Here is a 19297-nt window from a genome sequence, read left to right on the forward strand (position 1 = left end):
GGTCCGGAACCTGATGGTTCCGGACCCTGATGCGACAGTAGCGGGGACAGGATTTGAACCTGCGACCTCTGGGTTATGAGCCCAGCGAGCTACCGAGCTGCTCCACCCCGCGTCGTTGTGTTCCCCACCGTATGCCATTCCGGCGGCTCTCGTGACCACCCTTCTTGCGCGGGCAGCCCTAAAGTAGTTGCCTCGGACGACTACACAGCTCGGACGACGACGCAGCTCGCACCACGACGCAGCAGAGGGAGCACACGTATGCCGGTGGCACTCGGTCTTGGCCTGCCGCAGATGAAGCAGTACGACATCGGACGTGACGTCGCCGTCGTGGCCCGCTCGGCGGAAGCGGTCGGGTACGAGAGCCTCTGGGTGTTCGAACGTGTCCTCTTCCCCGAACCCGCGACCCAGGGTCTGTACGGGATCCCTGGGCTCGCCTGGCCCGATCAGTACCGCGGTGTCGCCGATCCGCTGGTCACGCTGACGCTGGCCGCGGCGGTCACCGAGCGGGCCCGGCTCGGCACGAGTGTTCTCGTCGCACCGCTGCACGTGCCCTTCCAGCTCGCCCGTTCGCTGGCCTCGCTCGACGTCGCCAGCGGTGGCCGCGTGATCGCCGGCCTGGGGACGGGGTGGTCCCTGGACGAGTACGCCGCCGCTTCCGTCGCGCCCTTCGCGAAGCGCGGCGCGGTCCTCGACGAGCTGCTGGACGTGTGCGCGGCCGTCTGGGGGCCCGACCCGGTCTCGTACAAGGGCGATCTGACCACGATCGCGCCCTCCGAGGTGGGGCCGAAGCCGGCCCGCCCCATCCCGGTATATCTGCCCGCGAACAGCCCCCGGGCCACACGCCGTCTGGTCGACCGGGCCGACGGCTGGATGCCCGTCGCCGCGGGCGCCCCGGAGCTGGCCCGGCAGTGGCAGCTGGCGCGGGACGCCGCCGCGGAACGCGGGCGCGAGCGACCGGTCGGTGTCTGCGTCAGGGCCAACGCGCGCTACAGCGGTACACCTGTGCGGGGCGGCGGCCGTAAGCCCTTCCACGGCGACGTCGCGCAGATCGTCGAGGATCTCGCCGCACACGCCGCCACGGGAGTCCCCGAGATCATCCTCGACCTCCAGGGCACGCTTCGTGACGCGTCGGAGCTCGTCGATGTGGCGACCGAGGTGTACGAGGCGGCACGGGCGGCCGGGGTCTGAACGAACGAGAGCGGCGCGGCCGGCCGGGCCCGGTACACGGGACACACGGACACACGGAAAACCGACCAAGCGACCACTCTCCGTAACTTTCGCCCTCGGTGGCCCGGGGAATGCCGTGCCTTCCGGATCAGCGGCTGAGGCGCCGCGGGGACGTCTCACGTGAGTCGCATCACTCAGAGTGAATATCTCGGCATACATCCGACCGGAGCGGAAAGGGTCCAGGACTGTGCTGGTGCCGTACCCCGGTCCACCGCGCGCAAGTGCTCGGCCGGACCGGTGCGGAGCAATCAGGCACGGAAGGCAGATCACCACATGTCGGATCCCCATTCGTCGGACCGCCCCACGGCCGCCCTGGAGACCCTCCACATCGACGGCACCTGGCGGGCCGCCGCGTCCGGCGCGACGCGCGAGATCCTCGACCCCGCGGACGCCACCGTCCTGACCCTGGTCTCCGAGGGCGGCGCCGAGGACACCGACGCGGCCGTGGCCGCCGCCCGGCGTGCCTTCGACGACGGCCCCTGGCCGCACAGGCCCGTCGCCGAGCGCGCCGAGCTGCTGCGCCGGGTCGCCGGGCTCCTCCAGCGGGACCGCGAGGAGATCGCGATCACCGAGAGCCGCGACACGGGCAAGACCCTGGAGGAGGGCCGTGTCGACGTCGACGACGTCACCAACGCCTTCCGCTACTTCGCCGACCTCGTCATGAACGAGAGCGGCGGCCGGGTCGTCGACGCCGGCGACCCCGACGTGCACAGCGTCGTCGTCCACGAGCCGGTCGGCGTCTGCGCCCTCATCGCCCCGTGGAACTACCCGCTGCTCCAGGCCAGTTGGAAGATCGCCCCGGCCCTCGCCGCGGGCAACACCTTCGTGCTCAAGCCCAGCGAGGTCACCCCTCTGTCCACCGTCCACCTGATCAGGCTGCTCGCCGAGGCCGGACTGCCCGACGGTGCCGCCAACCTCGTCACCGGCGCCGGCGACCCCGTCGGCGCACGGCTCTCCGAGCACCCGGACGTCGACCTGGTCTCCTTCACCGGCGGGCTCGCCAGCGGCACGAAGGTCGCCCAGGCCGCCGCCCCCACGGTCAAGAAGGTCGCCCTGGAGCTCGGCGGCAAGAACCCCAACGTCGTGTTCGCCGACGCGTGCGCCACGGACGAGAGCTTCGACACCACCGTCGACCAGGCGCTGAACGCCGCGTTCTTCCACAGCGGCCAGGTCTGCTCCGCCGGCGCCCGCCTCATCATCGAGGAGTCCGTCCGCGAGCGCTTCGTCACCGAACTCGCCCGCCGCGCCGATGCGATCAGGCTCGGCCGGGGCACCGTCGACGGCGTCGAATGCGGCCCGCTCGTCTCCGCGCAGCAGTTGGCCAAGGTCGAGGCGTACGTCGCGTCCGCCCGCGAGCAGGGCGCGGTCGTCCGCTCCGGCGGAGCGCGCCCCGAGCCCTCCGACGTCAGGCCCGCGAGCGGCTACTTCTACCGGCCCACCGTCCTGGACGGCTGCCACCGGGAGATGAGGGTGGTCCGCGAGGAGACCTTCGGCCCGATCCTCACCGTCGAGACCTTCCGCACCGAGGAAGAGGCCGTCAGGCTGGCCAACGACACCGACTACGGCCTCGCGGGCGCCGTCTGGACCACCGACGCGGGCCGAGCCCGACGCGTCGCGGGCCGGCTGCGGCACGGCACCGTCTGGATCAACGACTACCACCCCTACCTCCCGCAGGCCGAGTGGGGCGGCTTCGGTAGGTCCGGCACGGGCCGCGAACTCGGCCCCACCGGTCTCGCCGAGTACCGCGAGTCCAAGCACATCTACCAGAACCTCAACCCGCGCCCGCAGCGCTGGTTCGCAGGCTGAACAGAGCGATCCGCCCTCCCCGCCCGGCCGTTCGCGACACCACGCGGCCGCACGCAACACGTAACACGCAAGCACCTTGCAGAAGGAGCAGTGACCGATGCCCCCGTCCCCCAGCACCGCACGCCCCGAGCCTGTCGACTACGTGATCGTCGGAGGCGGCACGGCCGGCTCGGTCATCGCCTCCCGCCTCACCGAGGACCCCGACGTCACCGTCACCGTCATCGAGGGCGGCCCCACCGACATCGACCGGCAGGACGTCCTCACGCTGCGCCGCTGGCTCGGCCTGCTCGGCGGGGACCTCGACTACGACTACCCCACCACCGAACAGCCGCGCGGCAACTCCCACATCCGGCACAGCCGCGCCCGGGTGCTCGGCGGCTGCTCCTCGCACAACACGCTGATCAGCTTCAAGCCGCTGCCCGGGGACTGGGACGAGTGGGCCGAGGCCGGAGCCGATGGCTGGGACGCCGCCTCCATGGACCCCTACTTCGGCCGGCTGCGCAACAACATCGTGCCCGTCGACGAGAAGGACCGGAACGCCATCGCCCGCGACTTCGTGGACGCCGCCCAGGCCGCGGCCGGCGTCCCGCGCGTGGACAGCTTCAACAAGAAGCCGTTCCACGAGGGCGTCGGCTTCTTCGACCTGGCCTACCACCCGGAGAACAACAAGCGCTCCTCCGCGTCGGTGGCGTACCTCCACCCGCACATCGAGGCCGGCGACCGCCCCAACCTCTCGATCCTGCTGGAGACCTGGGCGTACCGTCTGGAGTTCGACGGCAACCGGGCCACCGGGGTGCACATCCGCACCAAGGACGGCCAGGAGAGCCTTCTGCGGGCCACCCGTGAAGTCATCGTCTGCGCGGGTGCGGTGGACACCCCCCGGCTGCTGATGCACTCCGGGATCGGCCCCGCCGGCGACCTCACCGAGCTCGGCATCCCCGTCGTCCACGACGCGCCGGGCGTCGGCGAGAACCTGCTCGACCACCCCGAGTCGGTCATCGTCTGGGAGACCGACGGGCCCATACCCGAGAACTCCGCGATGGACTCCGACGCGGGCCTCTTCGTGCGCAGGGACCCCGAATCCCGGGGCCCCGACCTGATGTTCCACTTCTACCAGATCCCCTTCACCGACAACCCGGAGCGCCTCGGCTACCAGAAGCCCGAGCACGGCGTGTCGATGACCCCCAACATCCCCAAGCCGCGCAGCCGCGGCCGGCTCTACCTCACCAGTGCCGACCCCGAGGTCAAGCCCGCCCTGGACTTCCGCTACTTCACCGACGAGGACGACCACGACGGCCGCACCCTGGTCGACGGCATCAAGCTCGCCCGCGAGATAGCGAAGACCGAACCGCTGGCCCACTGGCTCAAGCGCGAGGTGTGCCCGGGGCCCGAGGTCACGTCCGACGAGGACATCAGCGAGTACGCCCGCAAGGTCGCCCACACCGTCTATCACCCGGCCGGCACCTGCCGGATGGGGGCCGAGGGCGACCCGGCGGCCGTCGTCGACCCCCAGCTGCGGATCCAGGGCCTGGAAGGCGTCCGGATCGCCGACGCGTCCGTCTTCCCCACCATGCCCGCGGTGAATCCCATGATCGGCGTCCTGATGGTGGGCGAGAAGTGCGCCGAGCTGCTCCGAGCGACCCCGACCACCGGAGGCGATGTCCGATGACCGAAGCCAGTACCCCTGTGTTCAGCGTCAAGAACCTCTGGAAGGTCTTCGGGCCCAAGGCGGACCGCGTTCCCGGCAGCGAGTACGCCGACCTGGAACCCGCCGAACTGCGTGAGCGCACCGGCTGTACCGCCGCCGTGCGCGATGTCTCCTTCGACGTCGAGAAGGGTGAGGTCTTCGTCGTCATGGGCCTGTCGGGCTCCGGCAAGTCCACCCTCGTACGCTGTCTGACCCGGCTCATCGAGCCCACCAGCGGCTCCCTCGCCATCGACGGCGAGGACGTCCTGGCGATGGACACCACCCGGCTGCGCGAACTGCGCCGCCACCGCGCCGCCATGGTCTTCCAGCACTTCGGTCTGCTGCCGCACCGCACCGTCCTCGACAACGTCGCCTACGGCCTGGAGATCCAGGGCCTCGGCAAGGCCGAACGGCGCGCCAAGGCCGCCGAACTCGTGGAGAAGGTCGGTCTCGCAGGACTTGAGGACCGCCGCCCCGCGCAGCTCTCCGGCGGTCAGCAGCAGCGCGTCGGCCTCGCCCGCGCACTCGCCGTCGACCCGTCCGTCCTCCTCTTCGACGAACCGTTCAGCGCGCTCGACCCGCTGATCCGGCGCGAGATGCAGGACGAGGTCGTCCGGCTGCACCGCGAGGAGGGCCGCACCATGGTCTTCATCACCCACGACCTCAGCGAGGCGCTCCGCTTGGGCACCCGCATCGCGCTGATGCGCGACGGCGGCATCGTCCAGCTCGGCACACCCGAGGAGATCGTCGGCTCGCCCGCCGACGACTACGTACGCGATTTCGTCCGGGACGTCCCGCGCGAGCAGGTCCTCACCGTCGCCACCGCCATGCGCCCGCCGGTCGCCGGCGAGAGCGGCAACGGCCCGGCGGTCCGGCCCGGCGCCACCGTCTCGGAAGCCATCGAGGCCGTCGCCCGCTCCGGCGAGCCCGTCGCCCGGGTGATGGAGGGCGGCAAGCTGCTCGGCGTCGTCGACCACGCGTCCATGCTCGGTGTGGTCGCCGGGGCGGGCGAGGGCTCGGACGCCCGTGAGGTGACCGTCTGATGGCCACCGCCCAAGCCACCACGCGTACCGCGTCCGGCCCCCCGGGGAGCGGCCCCCTAGCCGCCCTGCGCGGCCGGCCGGCCCTCGGCAAGATCCTCATCCTGCTGGTGATCGCCGCGGTCGCCGTCCCCCTCGCGCACGCACGCTGGGGCGGCGGAGTCTGGCCCGGCGCCCTGACCGTCGACCTCGGCGGACCGCTCGGCGAGGTCAACGACTGGATCATCGGCAACCGGGACAGCCACCCCCTGTTCCTCTACTTCTTCGGCCACATCAGCAACGCCGTCGTCCTGTCGGTGCGCGGGGTCTACCTGGCGCTGCTCGCCCTCGGCTGGGCCGGGGTCACCGCCGTCGCCGCGCTCGTGGCCTGGCGCACGGCCGGATGGCGCCTCGCGCTGACCGCCGGAGTCTCCTTCCTCGTCTGCGGGCTGCTCGGCATGTGGGTGCCGACCATGCAGACCCTCGCGCTGATGACCGTCGCGGTCCTCGCATCCGTGGTGCTGGGGCTGCTCCTCGGACTCGCCGCCGGGCTCTCGGACCGTACGTTCCGTGTCCTGCGCCCGGTCCTGGACACCATGCAGGTGCTGCCGGCCTTCGCCTATCTGCTGCCCGTCGTGCTGGTCTTCGGCATCGGCGTGCCCGGCGCGGTCCTCGCGACCGTCGTCTACGCGGCTCCGCCGATGGCCCGGCTCACCGCACTCGGACTGCGCGGCGCCGACGCCGGCGTCATGGAGGCCGTCGCCTCGCTCGGCGCGACCGGCCGGCAGCGACTGCTGAGCGCACGGCTGCCGCTGGCCCGCAAGGAACTGCTCCTCGGCCTCAACCAGACCATCATGATGGCGCTGTCCATGGCCGTCATCGCCTCCGTCATCGGTGCCGGCGGTCTCGGTGACCGCGTCTACCAGGCGCTGTCCTCAGTGGACGTCGGCGCCGCGCTCGCCGCGGGCATCCCCATCGTGCTGCTGGCCGTCGTCCTGGACCGTACGACCGAGGCCGCGGGCCGGAAGATCGGTACGGAACCCACAGGTCCCGAGGCGTTGCGCGGCGTACGCGGCTGGGGGCTCGCCGCCCTGATCGCCGCCGTCGTCGCCGTCGTGGGCCGCTTCAGCGGCGGCCGCATCTGGCCCGAGGGCGGCGTCGTCGCCATCGCGGGGCCGGTCAACACGGCCAAGGACTGGATGGTCGACCACCTCTACACCGGCATCCCCCTCATCGGCGGAACCGCCGACTGGGCCGCCGACTTCACCAACTGGATCCTCAACCCCCTCCGCAGCGGACTGCAGGGCCTGCCCTGGTGGGCCGTGCTGCTGATCGTCGCCGCCCTCGCCTGGACCATCGGCACCTGGCGCACCGCGCTCACCGCCGTCCTCGCCATGGCCGCCATCGGGGTACTCGGCGTCTGGGACCTGTCGATGGACACACTCAGCCAGGTCATCGCGGCCGTCGCCGTCACCCTGGTCCTGGGCTTCGCCATCGCCGTCGGCGCCGCGCGCAGCCTGCGCCTCGAACGGATGCTGCGCCCCGTCCTCGACGTCTTCCAGACGATGCCGCAGTTCGTCTACCTCATCCCGGTCGTCGCCCTCTTCGGCGTCGGCCGTGCCCCCGCCGCCGCGGCAGCAGTCGTCTACGCGCTGCCCGCCGTCGTCCGCATCACGACGCAGGGACTGCGGGGCGTCGACCCCGCCGCGATGGAGTGCGCCCGCTCGCTCGGCGCCACCAGCGGCCAGCAACTGCGCCAGGTCCAGATCCCGCTGGCCAGGCCCGCGCTGCTGCTGGCCGTGAACCAGGGAGTGGTCCTGGTCCTCGCGGTCGTCATCATCGGCGGTCTCGTCGGCTCCGGCGCACTCGGCTACGAGGTCGTGTTCGGCCTCGCCCAGGGCGACCTGGCCACCGGCCTCGTCGCGGGCGCCGCCATCGTCTGCCTGGGACTGATGCTGGACCGTGTCACCCAGCCCACCGCCCGCCGCCAGCGGAAGGAGAGCTGACATGGCTCGCACCCGTATCCGAGCCCGACTCCGTGCGTCCGCGATCGTCGCATCGGCCGGCGCGCTGCTGGCCGTCACCGGCTGCGGCGCGGCGGACATGACGAAGCAGGCCTCCCCGTTCGCGGCCCCGGCGGACATCAAGACCGTCACGCTCTCCGTCCAGTCCTGGGTCGGCGCGCAGGCCAACGTGGCCGTCGCGCAGAAGATCCTGGAGGACGAGCTGGGCTACCGCGTCGACCTCGTCCAGACCGACGAGGTGCCCGCCTGGGACGCCCTCAGCCAGGGCCGGGTGGACGCCATCCTGGAGGACTGGGGCCACCCCGACCAGGAACAGCTGTACGTCAAGGACAAGAAGACGATCGTCCCCGGTGGTGACCTCGGCGTCACGGGGCACATCGGCTGGTACGTCCCCAAGTACTGGGCGGACGAGCACCCGGACGTCACGAACTGGAAGAACCTCGACAAGTACGCCGACGAACTGCGCACGGCGGAGAGCGGTGACAAGGGCCAGCTGATGGACGGATCGCCGTCCTACGTCACCAACGACAAGGCCCTGGTGAAGAATCTCGGCCTGGACTACAAGGTCGTCTTCGCGGGGTCCGAGGCCGCCCAGATCACCCAGATGCAGCAGTTCGCCAAGGAGAAGAAGCCCTTCCTCAGCTACTGGTACCAGCCGCAGTGGCTGTTCAACGACGTGCCGATGGTCGAGGTGAAGCTCCCGGAGTACTCCGACGCCTGCGGCGCCAAGGACCCCGCGGACATCGACTGCGCCTACCCGACGACCCCCCTCCAGAAGTACCTCAACGCGGACTTCTCGAAGCGGGGCGGGGACGCGGCGGACTTCCTGAAGAAGTTCACCTGGTCGGAGACCGACCAGAACGAGGTGTCCAAGATGATCGCCTCCGAACGGCTGACGCCCGAGGAGGCGGCGGACCGCTGGATCAAGAAGCACCCGGACACCTGGAAGAAGTGGCTGGAGGACTGACCGGCCTCTTCCCGGAACAGTCTTAGCCCTCGGCGGGCCCCTCACCGCCGCGCGGACGCGCCGCCACCGCGAGGGTGGCGGCGACGAGCGCGGCGGCCAGGAGGCCCGTGGCCAGGACCGCGACCGGCGTGAACGTCATGGCCAGCACGGCGACGACCGCCGCCGGGTGGACGAGGTCGTTGCGGCTGCGGAGTTCGGCCGCCCGGTGGTGCAACAGCCATACCAGGGTGATGAAGACGGCCACCGGAAGGGTGAACGCCGCGGCCGCGGCGTTGTCGGAGAGGTGGCCGTGCCCCGTGGCATGGGCGACGCCGACCGCGAGTCCCGCGCCGACCGCGGCGGCCGAGGCGAAGACGGCGTAGTGGCCGTAGCCCCAGAGGATCGCCGACCTCAGGCCGGTGAGCCGTCGGGGGGCGTTCTGGGAGAAGTAGAGCCACCACAGGGCGAACACGGTCAGTACGCCGCCGACGACCAGGGGCGCGATGTCGCCGAGCGCCGTCTTCTCGTCGAGTGCCGTACGGACGGCCGCGGTGGCCGCGGTCATGGTCTCGCCGAGGACGATGAGGGTGAACAGGCCGTACCGTTCGGCGATGTGGTGCGGGTGCCACGTCGTCATGGCCGAGCTCTCCGCCCACGCGGGGACGGCGATCTCGGCCAGGACCAGGACGGCGAACGCCGGCAGGCCCCAGTCGTCCGGCAGGGCCAGCCGGGCCACCCAGCCGACCTGCACGATCAGGATGCCGACCGCGTAACGCAGGCAGGAGCGCCGCCGTTCGGGGTCGGCGCCGGCGGCGCGCAGCCATTGCGTGACCATGGCCAGGCGCATGATGACGTAGCCCCAGGTGATGACCGTGAAGTCCTCGTGCCGCAGGGCCTCGGACGCACCGGCGGCCACGACGAGGGCACCGGCGATCTGGACCAGGGTCAGCAGCCGGTACGGCACGTCGTCGGTGTCGTACGCGGAGGCGAACCAGGTGAAGTTCATCCAGGCCCACCAGATCGCGAAGAACACCATCGCGTAGCCGAGGACCCCGTGCCCGATGCGCCCCTCGGCGAGCTCGTGCTCGAACGCCGCAGACGCCTGCGCGACGGCGGCGACGAAACACAGGTCGAAGAACAGCTCCAGCATGGTCGCCGTGCGGTGTTCCTCGCCGGCGAAGCGGGCGGCCATCGGCCGGTGCCAGGCGCCGAAGGCGGACTGTGACTCACTCATGCGTACCCGGTTTCAGCGGTGCGGCCTGTTCAGGTCCGGCCAACTCGACGGACTCCGGTCACGTTACGAGCGGGTCGCCCGAGCAGGCAACGCCGACAGGCCGCCTCCGCCGTGCGGGCGTCTACTCGTGGGCACTGATCACGCCGCCGGCGGTGAGGACGATGCCCACACCGTTGGCGTCGACCCCGGCGTCGTGGTCCTTCGCGGTCAGCGTGCCCTCGACCGCTCCCTCACTGCCGAGGATCTCCGCGCGGAATCCGTTGGTGCCGGTCTTCGTGACCTTGGCCTTCCAGCCGCCCGCGAGGTCGAAGGTGCCGGGTCCTGTCTGTCCGCCGCCCATCCAGGAGTGCAGCTGGCCGCCCAGGGTCACCACGACGAACATGTCGTTGGCGTCGAGCCCCGCGTCGTGCTCGTCCGTCTCCAGCGAGGCGAAGACCTCACCGTCGTCGACGAGGTCGGCGCGGTAGTGCTGGCTGCCGAGCTCGTAGATCTTGGCGGTGCTGCCGTCCGGCAGCGGCTCGGTGCTGACCGGGGACCCCGTCCCCGCCTTGGACTTCCCGGACAGGGTGCCGACCTTGGACGTGTCCTCGCCCTTCCCGGACGTGGAGGCCGGGGCGGAGGCCGAGTCCTTCTTGTCCGATCCTGAGGCCGCGTCCGTGCCCCCGCTCTGGCAGGCGGTCAGCGCGAGCGCCGCGGCGGCGGCGACGGCCACCAGGCCGGCGGAACGGGCGGTGCGGGCGATGTGGCGAGTGTTCATGACCGAAGTCCCCCTTGTGCTGTCCTGTTTCGTTGCACCCCGTGAGACGGGGCCGGGGCGGACGTCGTTCACCGGGTTCTGTCCCTACTCGGTAACAGGGAACCGCGCCGGTCACGCCCGCAACGCGTCGATCGCGGTGTCGATCGCTGCCAGGGCCGCGGTCCTGTCGAGCCCTGCCCTCGATACGAGAGACAGACCTTGGACGACGTAGAGCAGGAGCTGTGCCTGGGCCTCGGATTCGGCGGTGCCGGTGACTTCCCCGGCGGCCTGTGCGCGGCGGAGTGCGTCGGCGACGATGTCGGTGAACCGGCGGTACGAGCGGGTGACGACCTCGGTGGCTTCGCTGTCGTGCGGTACGAGTTCCGCGGTCGTGTTGCCGACCAGGCAGCCGTGCGGAACACCCGCACCGGAGACCAGCTCGTCCAGACGTGCCGGGTGGCTCAGGATTTCGCGGAGTCCCGGCAGGAGCGGGTCGGTGTCGACATCCTGATGAGCAACGCCGCGGATGTCACCCATGTCCCGATCGGGGATTGGACCGAGGAGGCGTTCGACAGGCTTCTCGCAACCAATCTCAAAGCGCCGTTCTTCTTGATCAGAGATCTGTTGCCGCTCTTCTCGCGGCAATCGTCGATCGTTCTCGTCGGTTCGGTCTCCGCCTTCATCGGGCACGAGGGCGCGACGGTCTACGGCGCGGCCAAGGCGGGCCTGCTGTCCTACACGCGAGGGCTGACCTACGAGCTGAAGGACCGGGGCATCCGTGTCAACGGGCTGAGCCCGGGGCCGACCGTCACCAACGCGTTGAAGCCGCTCGGTTCCGAGCAGCGGGCCGCCGTCTACGAGGAGCTGCGGCGGACCGTCCCCCTCCACCGACTGGGGACGGCCACCGAGCTGGCGAAGGCGGCGGTCTATCTGGCCTCGGACGAGTCCGCGTACACGGCCGGTACCGTGCTGCGTGTGGATGGCGGCATCGGAGAGCTCGCGTACTAGGCCCTCGGGAACCGAGGGCCCTCGGGAACCCGAGTCAGAGGGCGGCGGGGGCCGCCTCCTCCGTTCCCGGGTGTTCGAACTGCGTGCGGTGCAGCTCCTCGTAGCGTCCTCCGGTGGCCAGGAGCTCCTCGTGCGTGCCCCTTTCGACGATCCGGCCGTCCTCGACGACCAGGATCAGGTCCGCGTTGCGCACCGTCGAGAGACGGTGGGCGATCACCACGGCCGTACGGCCCTCCAGGGCCTCGGCCAGCGCCTCCTGCACCGCGGCCTCCGATGTGGAGTCCAGGTGCGCGGTCGCCTCGTCCAGGATCACCACCCGCTGACGGGCCAGCAGCAGCCGTGCGATGGTGAGCCGTTGGCGTTCACCGCCGGAGAGCCGGTAGCCGCGCTCGCCGACGACCGTGTCGAGGCCGTCGGGCAGGGAGGCGATCAGGCCGTCCAGGCGGGAGCGGCGCAGGGCGTCCCAGATCTCCTCCTCGGTCGCCTCCGGCCGGGCCAGCAGCAGATTGGCGCGCACCGACTCGTGGAAGAGGTGCCCGTCCTGGGTGACCATGCCCAGCGTCTCGCGGATCGAGTCGGCCGTCAGGTCGCGTACATCGACGCCGTTCAGCCGTACGGCGCCCGCGTCGGCGTCGTACAGCCGGGGGAGGAGCTGCGCGATCGTCGACTTCCCGGCTCCGGACGACCCCACGAGGGCGACCATCCGGCCCGGCTCCGCCGTGAAGGAGACCTCGTGCAAAACCTGGGTGCCGTCCCCCGGGTCGAGTGTGGCGACCTCTTCGAGCGAGGCGAGGGAGACCTTGTCGGCGGAGGGGTAGCCGAAGGAGACCCCGTCGAACTCGACGGACACCGGCCCGTCCGGAACCCTGCGGGCGTCGGGACGCTCGGCGATCAGCGGCTGGAGGTCGAGGATCTCGAAGACCCGCTCGAAGCTGACCAGGGCGCTCATCACCTCGACCCGGGCTCCCGCCAGTGCCGTCAGCGGTGCGTAGAGCCGGGTCAGGAGCAGGGCCAGCGCGACGACGGCCCCGGGCTCCAGGCTGCCGCGCAGCGCGTAGTAGCCACCGAGCCCGTACACCAGGGCGAGGGCCAGGGCCGAGACCAGGGTGAGGGCGGTGACGAACGTCGACTGCAGCATCGCCGTGCGGATGCCGATGTCACGCACCCGGTCCGCGCGGGAGGCGAAGGCGGCGGACTCGTCCGACGGCCGGCCGAAGAGCTTGATGAGCGTCGCGCCAGGCGCCGAGAAGCGCTCGGTCATCTGGGTGCCCATCGTGGCGTTGTGGCCTGCGGCCTCCCGCTGGAGGGCGGCCATCCGGGTGCCCATCCGGCGGGCGGGTACGACGAACACCGGCAGCAGCACCAGGGCGAGCAGCGTGATCTGCCAGGAGATCGTGAGCATCACGGCCATGGTCAGCAGCAGGGTGACGACATTGGAGACCACGCCGGAGAGGGTGTTGCTGAACGCGCGCTGGGCGCCGATCACATCGTTGTTGAGCCGGCTGACCAGCGCGCCGGTCCTGGTGCGGGTGAAGAAGGCGACGGGCATCCGCTGGACGTGGTCGAAGACGGCGGTACGCAGATCGAGGATCAGCCCCTCGCCGAGGGTCGCCGACAGCCACCGGGTGAGGAGTCCGAGTCCGGCCTCGGCCACGGCGATCAGCGCGATCAGCAGGGCGATCCGGGCGACCGTGCCGGGGTCGTCGGCCCGCACGATGGCGTCGACGACCCGCCCTGCCAGCACCGGTGTGGCCACCGCGAGGAGGGCGGTGACCACACTGAGGAGCAGGAAGCGGCGGATCCGGCGCCGGTGCGGCCGGGCGAACGCGGCGATGCGGCGGAGCGTGGCCCTGGAGAACGGCCTGCGGTCCTGCTGCGCGTTCACCGTGCTGTGCAGTGAGTGCCAGGCGGTGATTTCCATGTCCATGCGGTGCCTCCGGGGAAGTCGGTGTGCGTGGCACGCTAGGACCTCAAGTAAACTTGAGGTCAAGCGTTCCCGGCCGGCTTCACCCGTCGGCGCTGTTCAGCGCGCCCGTACGGTCGCCAGGACCTCCCGGTCCGGCTGGAGCGTGAGCGTCGGGACGGGGCCGACCGGGCCCGGGTCCACGTCCAGTTCGAAGCGTCGCGCCAGGACGGCGAGTATCAGCACGGCCTCCACCATCGCGAAGCGCGTACCGAGGCAGACCCGGGGGCCGCCGCCGAACGGGAACCAGGCGTACTCCGGGATCTCGTCCCCGTCCTGTGCGTCCCAGCGCTCCGGGCGGAACGCCTCGGGTTCGGGGAACCAGCGCTCGTCCCGGTGCGTGGCCCACTGGCTGCTCCACACCCGGGTGCCCTCCCGCAACGGTATGCCGCCGATCCGGGCGCCTTCCTTGGCGACCCCGGTGACCAGCCAGATCGTCGGGTACAGCCGCAGGGTCTCCTTCACCACCGCCTGGGCGTACGTCAGTTGTGCGTAGTCGTCGATGCCGGGCTCCCGGTCGCCGAGCACCCGGTCCAGCTCATCGGTGAGCGCCGCCAGCGCGTGCGGGGTGCGCGAGAGCAGATACCAGGCCCACACCAGCGTGGAACTGGTCGTCTCATGACCGCCGATGTACAGCGTGACGGTCTCGTCGCGTATCTCCTTGTCGGAGAGGTGCGCCCCGGTCTCGTCCACCGCGGTGAGCAGCCGGCTCAGCAGGTCCGGGCGCTCGCCGTCGCCGTCCCGGTGGCGGGCCACCACCCGCCCGACCTCCGCGTCGATCACCGCGGCCGCCTTCTTGATCCTGGCGCGCCCCGGGGTCGGCACCCAGTCGGGCAGGACGGCGCCGAGTCCGCTGAACTCCTTGCCGATCTCCTGCTGGGCGATATCCATGGCGCGGCCCATCGACTCGGCGTCGGCCGGAGTGTCCACCCCGAAGATGGTGCGGACCGCGATCCTCTGCGTCAGCGCCGCCATCTCCCGCTTGACGTCGACGCGTTCGCCGCCCGACCAGGAGTCGGCGAGCTCCACCGTGCACGCCGTCATCGTGGAGGCGTACGACTTCACCTGCTTGGGCCGCACCGATGGCTGCACCAGCGACCGCTTGCGCCGCCAGTCGCTGCCGCGCGCGACGACCACGCCGTTGCCCATGACCGTACGGAAGGCGATGCCCAGCAGCGGCTGGTCGAAAGTGCGTTCCGTCTCGGTGAGCAGCTCCCCGATGTACTCGGGGTCGGCGACGAAGACGCAGTCGTTGCGGCCGAAGCGCCAGCGGGCCATGTCCCCGTGTCCGCGCAGGCGCTCGAAGAAGGCGAGGGGATCCTTGCCGAACTGCGGCAGGCTCCCCAGTAAGGGCAGGCCCCTCGGGCCCTGGACGAGCCGGTGGCCCCGGGGCTCGGCACCGACGGCCGCACCGGTTTCCGTGGACATGAAGACTCCCGTCATCTGCCGTGTGCAGTACGTGAGTTGATGAGCCTAGCGCCGCTCGGCCATGGGTTCGAAGCGGGCGGTTCGGTACCGGGTCCTGGTACGCGCGAGGGCCGCAGGCGTTGGCCTGCGGCCCTCGGGTCCGGGGTGTCAGGAGGGTCAGAGACCCGCGTGACCCGACGGGACGTGGGAAGGGCGGCCCCGGCCTCGTGTCAGGGAGTGACCGAACACGGCTGCCAGCGCGGCGAGTACACCGCCGCCGACGGTCCACAGCCAGCGGCTGGTCCACCAGCCTGAGGACCAGCCGTCCTCCGGCTCGCTGCCCGCAGGGGCCGCGGCGCCCTGCGCCGAGGCGACGGAGACTCCCGGCACCAGGGGTTCGGCGAGAGAGCCGTCCACGTCATGGGCGCCGCCCTGGTCGGCCGAGGTCACCTCGGTCTCGACGGTGACCGGCAGCCCGAGGTCCTCATCGGCCAGGTCCACCACCGTCAGGCGTACGTAGTAGGTGCCGGGAAGCGGGTCGGACGCCCACGGCTCGGACCAGGCACGGACCGTACGCAGCACACAGGACAGCTCGACGGTGCCCGCCTCGGGCGCCGCGATCCTGGTCTGGTGGCCGTACATGCAGGACTGCCGGCGGCGGAGCCCGTCGTACACGTCGACCTGCCAGGTCGACGCGCCGTGCCGGGCGTCACTCTTCGGCAGGTTCACCTTCGCGCGGACGGTGGGACGCTGCCCGGAGTCCGCCGGGAAGGCCCAGTACAGATAGTCACCCGTGGACGCCTCGGCGGTGGCGGTCTGGTCCTGCCGCATGGCCGTGGCGGTACGGAAGGTGGTGCCGGCCTCCGTCGGGCCGGACGACTCGCCGTCGGCCGGGCTCGCGCTCGCCGACGTATCGTCGGCCGGGTCGTCGTCGGCGACCGCGGCGCCCGCCGACGTGAGCAGGGTGACGGCGGCCAGCAGCGCGCCCACGCAGCCGCGCCTCAGGGTGTTTCTCCGGGTGGTACGCATCAGTTGGTCCTCCATACGGCAACGCGCCAGCGCGAGATCCAGCCGAACAGCAGACCTGCGATCAGTCCGGTCAGCACCATGACACCGAGCAGCCACCAGCCGCGGCCCAGGCCGAACGCGGCGACATCGGAGGCCTCGTCGGGGGCGTCCACCAGATCGATGGTCAGCTCGACGGGCATCCCGGGAGTGCTCTTCGCGGATGCGGGCGTGGAGAAGGAGTTGCTGAGCTGGAGACACACGGTCTCGGCGGCGGGCTCACCGTCCGCGTTGTCGGTGTCGTCGGCATCGTCCTGCTCGGGCTTCGGATAGCGCAGCCCGGCGGAGATGGCGTCCGTACGCCCCGTGCCGGACTCCGAGCCCCGGACGATCTCACGGCCGTGCGTGGTCAGGGCGCGCAGCAGGACGCCGTAGTCGTCGTTCACCGCGCGGTCGGCCGACACGCTCACCGAGGCGCGCAGTTCCTGGCCGGCCGGGACGTCCACCCGGTACCAGCGGTGCTGGCCGACCTTCTGACGGTCCGTGTAGAGCCCGGCCTTGAGCTCCGGGGCGACGGAGCAACTGCCCGCGCCCTCGGTGGCCACCGGGGTGATGACGGGCTCGGCGGCGCGGTCCACGAGCTGTTTGACACGGCCGGAGAGTTCGTCGGTGCTCTGGACCGCCGTGTAGGTGCCGCCCGTCGCCTCGGCGATGCAGGTCAGCTGCTGCCGGATCTTGGCGTCGGGAACCAGGCCCAGCGTGTCGATGACCAGGTGGATCCCCTTGGCGGCGATGTCGCGGGCGACCTCGCAGGGGTCGAGCGGGCCGCAGGTGTCCTCGCCGTCGGTGATGAGGACGATCCGCCGGGTGGAGTCCCCGCCGTCGAGGTCGTCGGCCGCGCCGAGCAGGGCGGGGCCGATCGGGGTCCACCCCGTCGGGGTCAGGGTGGCGACGGCGGTCTTGGCCTCCGTGCGGTCGAGCGGGCCGACCGGGTAGAGCTGCTTGGTGTCCTTGCAGCCGACCTTGCGGTCGTCGCCGGGATAGTCGGCGCCGAGCGTACGGATGCCGAGCTCGACCTCTTCGGGAACCGCGTCCAGGACGTTGTTGAACGCCTGCTTGGCCGCGGATATGCGGGACTTGCCGTCGATGTCGCGGGCGCTCATGGAACCGCTGACGTCAAGGACCAGTTCGACCTTGGGTGGCGCGGTGGTGGAGGGTTCGTCGGCGGCGGCCGGAACGGCGGTGCCGAACCCGGCGGCCAGGGTGGCGAGCAGGACGCACACCCCGGCCGTCAGCCGTTTTCTTATGATCATCGCCGGATCCTATTGAAGATCCGCAGTCATCCCCAAAACGCGTACGCCGAAGGCGTCTTCGGGGCCGGTCTCATCCGCCGAGCAGCGGCTCCGACGCCTTGTCCAGCACCGATCCGACGCGCTCCCAGGCCTCCGTGTCCCGCTCCACCTGCGGGAGTTCGGCGTCGTCCGACTTCGCGTTCCAGCGGGTGGCGATGGCGACCGGGTCGCCGCCGCCCGCCGCGGAAGCGGCCAGCGCGGCCGCACCGAGAGCGACCAGCTCGCCGCTGCCGGGGACGATCATGGGCCGGCCGGAGAGCCGGCGCACGGTCTCCACCCAGGTGCGGCCCTGGGCGCCGCCGCCGATCAGCCGCAGCGGCCGGCCGGCGACCTCGGGGTCGGCCGGGTCGAGTCCGCACGCCCGCAGCAGCTCGTCGAGAGCCCGCAGCACGGTGAACGCCGCGCCCTCGTACGCCGCGCCGAGCAGCTGCTGCGGCGTGGTGTCGTGCCTCAGGCCGGTGAGGAGCCCGGACGAGGTGGGCAGGTCCGGGGTGCGTTCGCCGTCCAGGTAGGGAAGGAGGACGGCCTCGCCGCCGGGCGTCGCGTCGTCACGGTGCAGGCCGAGCAGGGTGGCCACCTTGTCGACGGCCAGGGTGCAGTTGAGGGTGCAGGCCAGCGGGAGATACGAACCGTCGGCCGCGGCGAAGCCGGAGAGCGCCGTGGACGCGGGACGGGTCAGGGAGGCGGCGAAGACCGTGCCCGAGGTGCCGAGGCTCAGGACCGGGTGGTCGAGCAGCCCCGCACCCCCGAGGCCGAGGCCCACCGCGGCGCTCATGTTGTCGCCGGTTCCGGCAGCGACGGCGATCCCGGCCGGCAGACCGAGCGCCTCGGCGGCGGCCTCGGTCAGGGAGCCGATGCGGGTACCGCCGGTTGCGGCGACCTCGGGCAGCATGGAGATGTCCAGGCCGAGGCGGTCCAGGAGCTCCGGGTCGTAGGCGCCCGTCGCGGTGGAGTACCAGCAGGTGCCGGAGGCGTCTCCGGGGTCCGTCGCCGCGACCCCCGCGAGCCGCTCCGTGAGGAAGTCGTGGGGCAGCCGCACGGCCGCCGTCGCCTCGGCGTTCTCCGGGTCGTTCTCGCGCAGCCACCGCCACTTCGTGGCGGTCATGGACGCGACGGGCACCGTGCCGGTACGCGCGGTCCACGCCTCGGGGCCACCCAGCTCGGCGACGAGCGCGGCGGCCTGGGGCGCGGAGCGCGTGTCGTTCCACAGGAGCGCGGGGCGCAGGGGGCGGCCGGTGCGGTCGAGGGTCACGAGTCCGTGCTGCTGTCCTGCCACGGCGATGCCGGTGACGGCGGACGCGGAGAGACCGGACTCCTTGAGTCCGGCCGTCACGGCGTCGCACAGCGCCCGCCACCAGACCTCGGGATCGGTCTCGCGCGCGCCGCCCTCACCCGTGACGACGTGCGGGGCGCGGCCGACGGCAAGCAGCTCACCGGTCTCGGTGTCGGTGACTGCAGCCTTCGTGGACTGGGTGGAGCTGTCCACGCCGATGACGACGGTACGCGGCGGCATGGGCTACCTCTTCTCGTGCGGTTTCCTGCGGTGCGGGGATCCGGTGTTTCCGGTGGTGGCGGCACTCTTTTGGGAGTGCGACAAACAAATTACGTGATCGAGGGCGTCCGGAACAGGGGCTGCCCCCGTTCCGGCTCCCGGGGGGTTACGTCCGCCCGGCGTCGTGTGCATAATTAATCATGTCAGTGAACAAATTGGCTCGGGGTACCGACGACGACCCCGGACCGCAGGCAGGCGAAGGCGGAGACACCATGAGCGATCGCTTCACCCCCACTCCCGCGGACAGGTTCACCTTCGGTCTGTGGACCGTGGGATGGCGTGGGAATGACCCGTTCGGTGACGCGACGCGTCCGGCGCTCGATCCGGTGGA

15 protein-coding genes, 1 tRNA gene and 1 pseudogene are annotated in these 19297 nt (G+C 71.3%); 8 read left to right on the forward strand and 9 right to left on the reverse strand.

Annotated features, from left to right (window positions below):
* Positions 1-38 precede the first annotated feature (38 nt).
* Positions 39-112 (reverse strand) — tRNA-Met (locus AB0C75_RS33880).
* A gap of 146 nt (positions 113-258) precedes the next feature.
* Here AB0C75_RS33880 and AB0C75_RS33885 point away from each other — a divergent pair.
* The 6 genes from AB0C75_RS33885 (at position 259) to AB0C75_RS33910 (ending at position 8730) form a co-directional block, all read left to right on the forward strand.
* Entirely contained in the window at positions 259-1188 is a 930-nt protein-coding gene (locus AB0C75_RS33885; protein WP_362896037.1) for an LLM class F420-dependent oxidoreductase, read from the forward strand.
* Positions 1189-1500: 312 nt separating this feature from the next.
* Positions 1501-3033 (forward strand): aldehyde dehydrogenase family protein, encoded by a 1533-nt coding sequence (locus AB0C75_RS33890; RefSeq protein ID WP_362896038.1) that lies wholly within the window; start codon positions 1501-1503, stop codon positions 3031-3033.
* A gap of 97 nt (positions 3034-3130) precedes the next feature.
* Positions 3131-4702, forward strand: a complete 1572-nt coding sequence (locus tag AB0C75_RS33895) for a GMC oxidoreductase (RefSeq protein WP_362896040.1) — start codon at positions 3131-3133, stop codon at positions 4700-4702.
* Positions 4699-5763 carry a glycine betaine/L-proline ABC transporter ATP-binding protein gene (locus AB0C75_RS33900; RefSeq protein ID WP_362896041.1) on the forward strand — a complete coding sequence of 355 codons (1065 nt, stop codon included), beginning with the start codon at positions 4699-4701 and terminating at the stop codon, positions 5761-5763. The genes AB0C75_RS33895 and AB0C75_RS33900 overlap by 4 nt, the downstream gene beginning before the upstream one ends.
* The gene (locus tag AB0C75_RS33905; protein WP_362896043.1) at positions 5763-7745 is read left to right on the forward strand and encodes an ABC transporter permease subunit; all 1983 of its coding nucleotides are present in this window, start codon (positions 5763-5765) and stop codon (positions 7743-7745) included. Before AB0C75_RS33900 ends, AB0C75_RS33905 begins: the two co-directional genes overlap by 1 nt.
* 1 nt (position 7746) lies before the next feature.
* Positions 7747-8730, forward strand: a complete 984-nt coding sequence (locus AB0C75_RS33910) for an ABC transporter substrate-binding protein (RefSeq protein WP_362896044.1) — start codon at positions 7747-7749, stop codon at positions 8728-8730.
* A 22-nt stretch (positions 8731-8752) separates the two neighbouring features.
* Here AB0C75_RS33910 and AB0C75_RS33915 read toward each other — a convergent pair whose 3' ends face one another.
* The 3 genes from AB0C75_RS33915 to AB0C75_RS33925 all read right to left on the reverse strand — a co-directional run bounded on the left by AB0C75_RS33915 (position 8753) and on the right by AB0C75_RS33925 (position 11216).
* On the reverse strand, positions 8753-9943 hold the full coding sequence (locus AB0C75_RS33915) for a low temperature requirement protein A (protein ID WP_362896046.1): 1191 nt from the start codon (positions 9941-9943) through the stop codon (positions 8753-8755).
* Positions 9944-10064: 121 nt separating this feature from the next.
* Entirely contained in the window at positions 10065-10700 is a 636-nt protein-coding gene (locus AB0C75_RS33920; protein WP_362896047.1) for a hypothetical protein, read from the reverse strand.
* Between the two features lie 111 nt (positions 10701-10811).
* The gene (locus AB0C75_RS33925) at positions 10812-11216 is read right to left on the reverse strand and encodes a TetR family transcriptional regulator C-terminal domain-containing protein (RefSeq protein ID WP_362896049.1); all 405 of its coding nucleotides are present in this window, start codon (positions 11214-11216) and stop codon (positions 10812-10814) included.
* Here AB0C75_RS33925 and AB0C75_RS33930 point away from each other — a divergent pair.
* Positions 11190-11687: an SDR family oxidoreductase gene (locus AB0C75_RS33930; RefSeq protein WP_362896050.1), complete on the forward strand. Its 498-nt coding sequence runs from the start codon at positions 11190-11192 to the stop codon at positions 11685-11687. The two genes, AB0C75_RS33925 and AB0C75_RS33930, sit on opposite strands and share 27 nt — an antisense overlap.
* 34 nt (positions 11688-11721) lie before the next feature.
* Here AB0C75_RS33930 and AB0C75_RS33935 read toward each other — a convergent pair whose 3' ends face one another.
* The 5 genes from AB0C75_RS33935 to xylB form a co-directional block, all read right to left on the reverse strand.
* Positions 11722-13614 carry an ABC transporter ATP-binding protein gene (locus tag AB0C75_RS33935; RefSeq protein WP_362896051.1) on the reverse strand — a complete coding sequence of 631 codons (1893 nt, stop codon included), beginning with the start codon at positions 13612-13614 and terminating at the stop codon, positions 11722-11724.
* A gap of 96 nt (positions 13615-13710) precedes the next feature.
* The gene (locus AB0C75_RS33940) at positions 13711-15078 is read right to left on the reverse strand and encodes a cytochrome P450 (protein WP_362896052.1); all 1368 of its coding nucleotides are present in this window, start codon (positions 15076-15078) and stop codon (positions 13711-13713) included.
* Between the two features lie 156 nt (positions 15079-15234).
* Complete coding sequence (locus tag AB0C75_RS33945; protein ID WP_362896053.1) at positions 15235-16086, reverse strand: hypothetical protein; 852 nt, start codon at positions 16084-16086, stop codon at positions 15235-15237.
* Positions 16086-17375, reverse strand: coding sequence for a VWA domain-containing protein (locus tag AB0C75_RS33950; RefSeq protein ID WP_362896054.1), 1290 nt, complete (start codon positions 17373-17375; stop codon positions 16086-16088). The genes AB0C75_RS33945 and AB0C75_RS33950 overlap by 1 nt, the downstream gene beginning before the upstream one ends.
* Before the next feature lie 70 nt (positions 17376-17445).
* Positions 17446-18927, reverse strand: coding sequence for a xylulokinase (xylB, locus tag AB0C75_RS33955; RefSeq protein WP_362896055.1), 1482 nt, complete (start codon positions 18925-18927; stop codon positions 17446-17448).
* A 251-nt stretch (positions 18928-19178) separates the two neighbouring features.
* Here xylB and AB0C75_RS33960 point away from each other — a divergent pair.
* Positions 19179-19297, forward strand: a pseudogene (locus AB0C75_RS33960) (xylose isomerase); the annotation flags it as partial.

Origin of the sequence: Streptomyces sp. NPDC048565, from assembly GCF_040650935.1 — a bacterium.
Lineage (GTDB): Bacteria > Actinomycetota > Actinomycetes > Streptomycetales > Streptomycetaceae > Streptomyces.

Coding starts and splice junctions, on each gene's coding strand:
- AB0C75_RS33885 (WP_362896037.1), top strand. CDS start 259: ATGCCGGTGGCACTCGGTCTTGGCCTGCCGCAGATGAAGCAGTACGAC.
- AB0C75_RS33890 (WP_362896038.1), top strand. CDS start 1,501: ATGTCGGATCCCCATTCGTCGGACCGCCCCACGGCCGCCCTGGAGACC.
- AB0C75_RS33895 (WP_362896040.1), top strand. CDS start 3,131: ATGCCCCCGTCCCCCAGCACCGCACGCCCCGAGCCTGTCGACTACGTG.
- AB0C75_RS33900 (WP_362896041.1), top strand. CDS start 4,699: ATGACCGAAGCCAGTACCCCTGTGTTCAGCGTCAAGAACCTCTGGAAG.
- AB0C75_RS33905 (WP_362896043.1), top strand. CDS start 5,763: ATGGCCACCGCCCAAGCCACCACGCGTACCGCGTCCGGCCCCCCGGGG.
- AB0C75_RS33910 (WP_362896044.1), top strand. CDS start 7,747: ATGGCTCGCACCCGTATCCGAGCCCGACTCCGTGCGTCCGCGATCGTC.
- AB0C75_RS33915 (WP_362896046.1), bottom strand. CDS start 9,943: ATGAGTGAGTCACAGTCCGCCTTCGGCGCCTGGCACCGGCCGATGGCC.
- AB0C75_RS33920 (WP_362896047.1), bottom strand. CDS start 10,700: ATGAACACTCGCCACATCGCCCGCACCGCCCGTTCCGCCGGCCTGGTG.
- AB0C75_RS33930 (WP_362896050.1), top strand. CDS start 11,190: ATGAGCAACGCCGCGGATGTCACCCATGTCCCGATCGGGGATTGGACC.
- AB0C75_RS33925 (WP_362896049.1), bottom strand. CDS start 11,216: ATGGGTGACATCCGCGGCGTTGCTCATCAGGATGTCGACACCGACCCG.
- AB0C75_RS33935 (WP_362896051.1), bottom strand. CDS start 13,614: ATGGACATGGAAATCACCGCCTGGCACTCACTGCACAGCACGGTGAAC.
- AB0C75_RS33940 (WP_362896052.1), bottom strand. CDS start 15,078: ATGTCCACGGAAACCGGTGCGGCCGTCGGTGCCGAGCCCCGGGGCCAC.
- AB0C75_RS33945 (WP_362896053.1), bottom strand. CDS start 16,086: ATGCGTACCACCCGGAGAAACACCCTGAGGCGCGGCTGCGTGGGCGCG.
- AB0C75_RS33950 (WP_362896054.1), bottom strand. CDS start 17,375: ATGATCATAAGAAAACGGCTGACGGCCGGGGTGTGCGTCCTGCTCGCC.
- xylB (WP_362896055.1), bottom strand. CDS start 18,927: ATGCCGCCGCGTACCGTCGTCATCGGCGTGGACAGCTCCACCCAGTCC.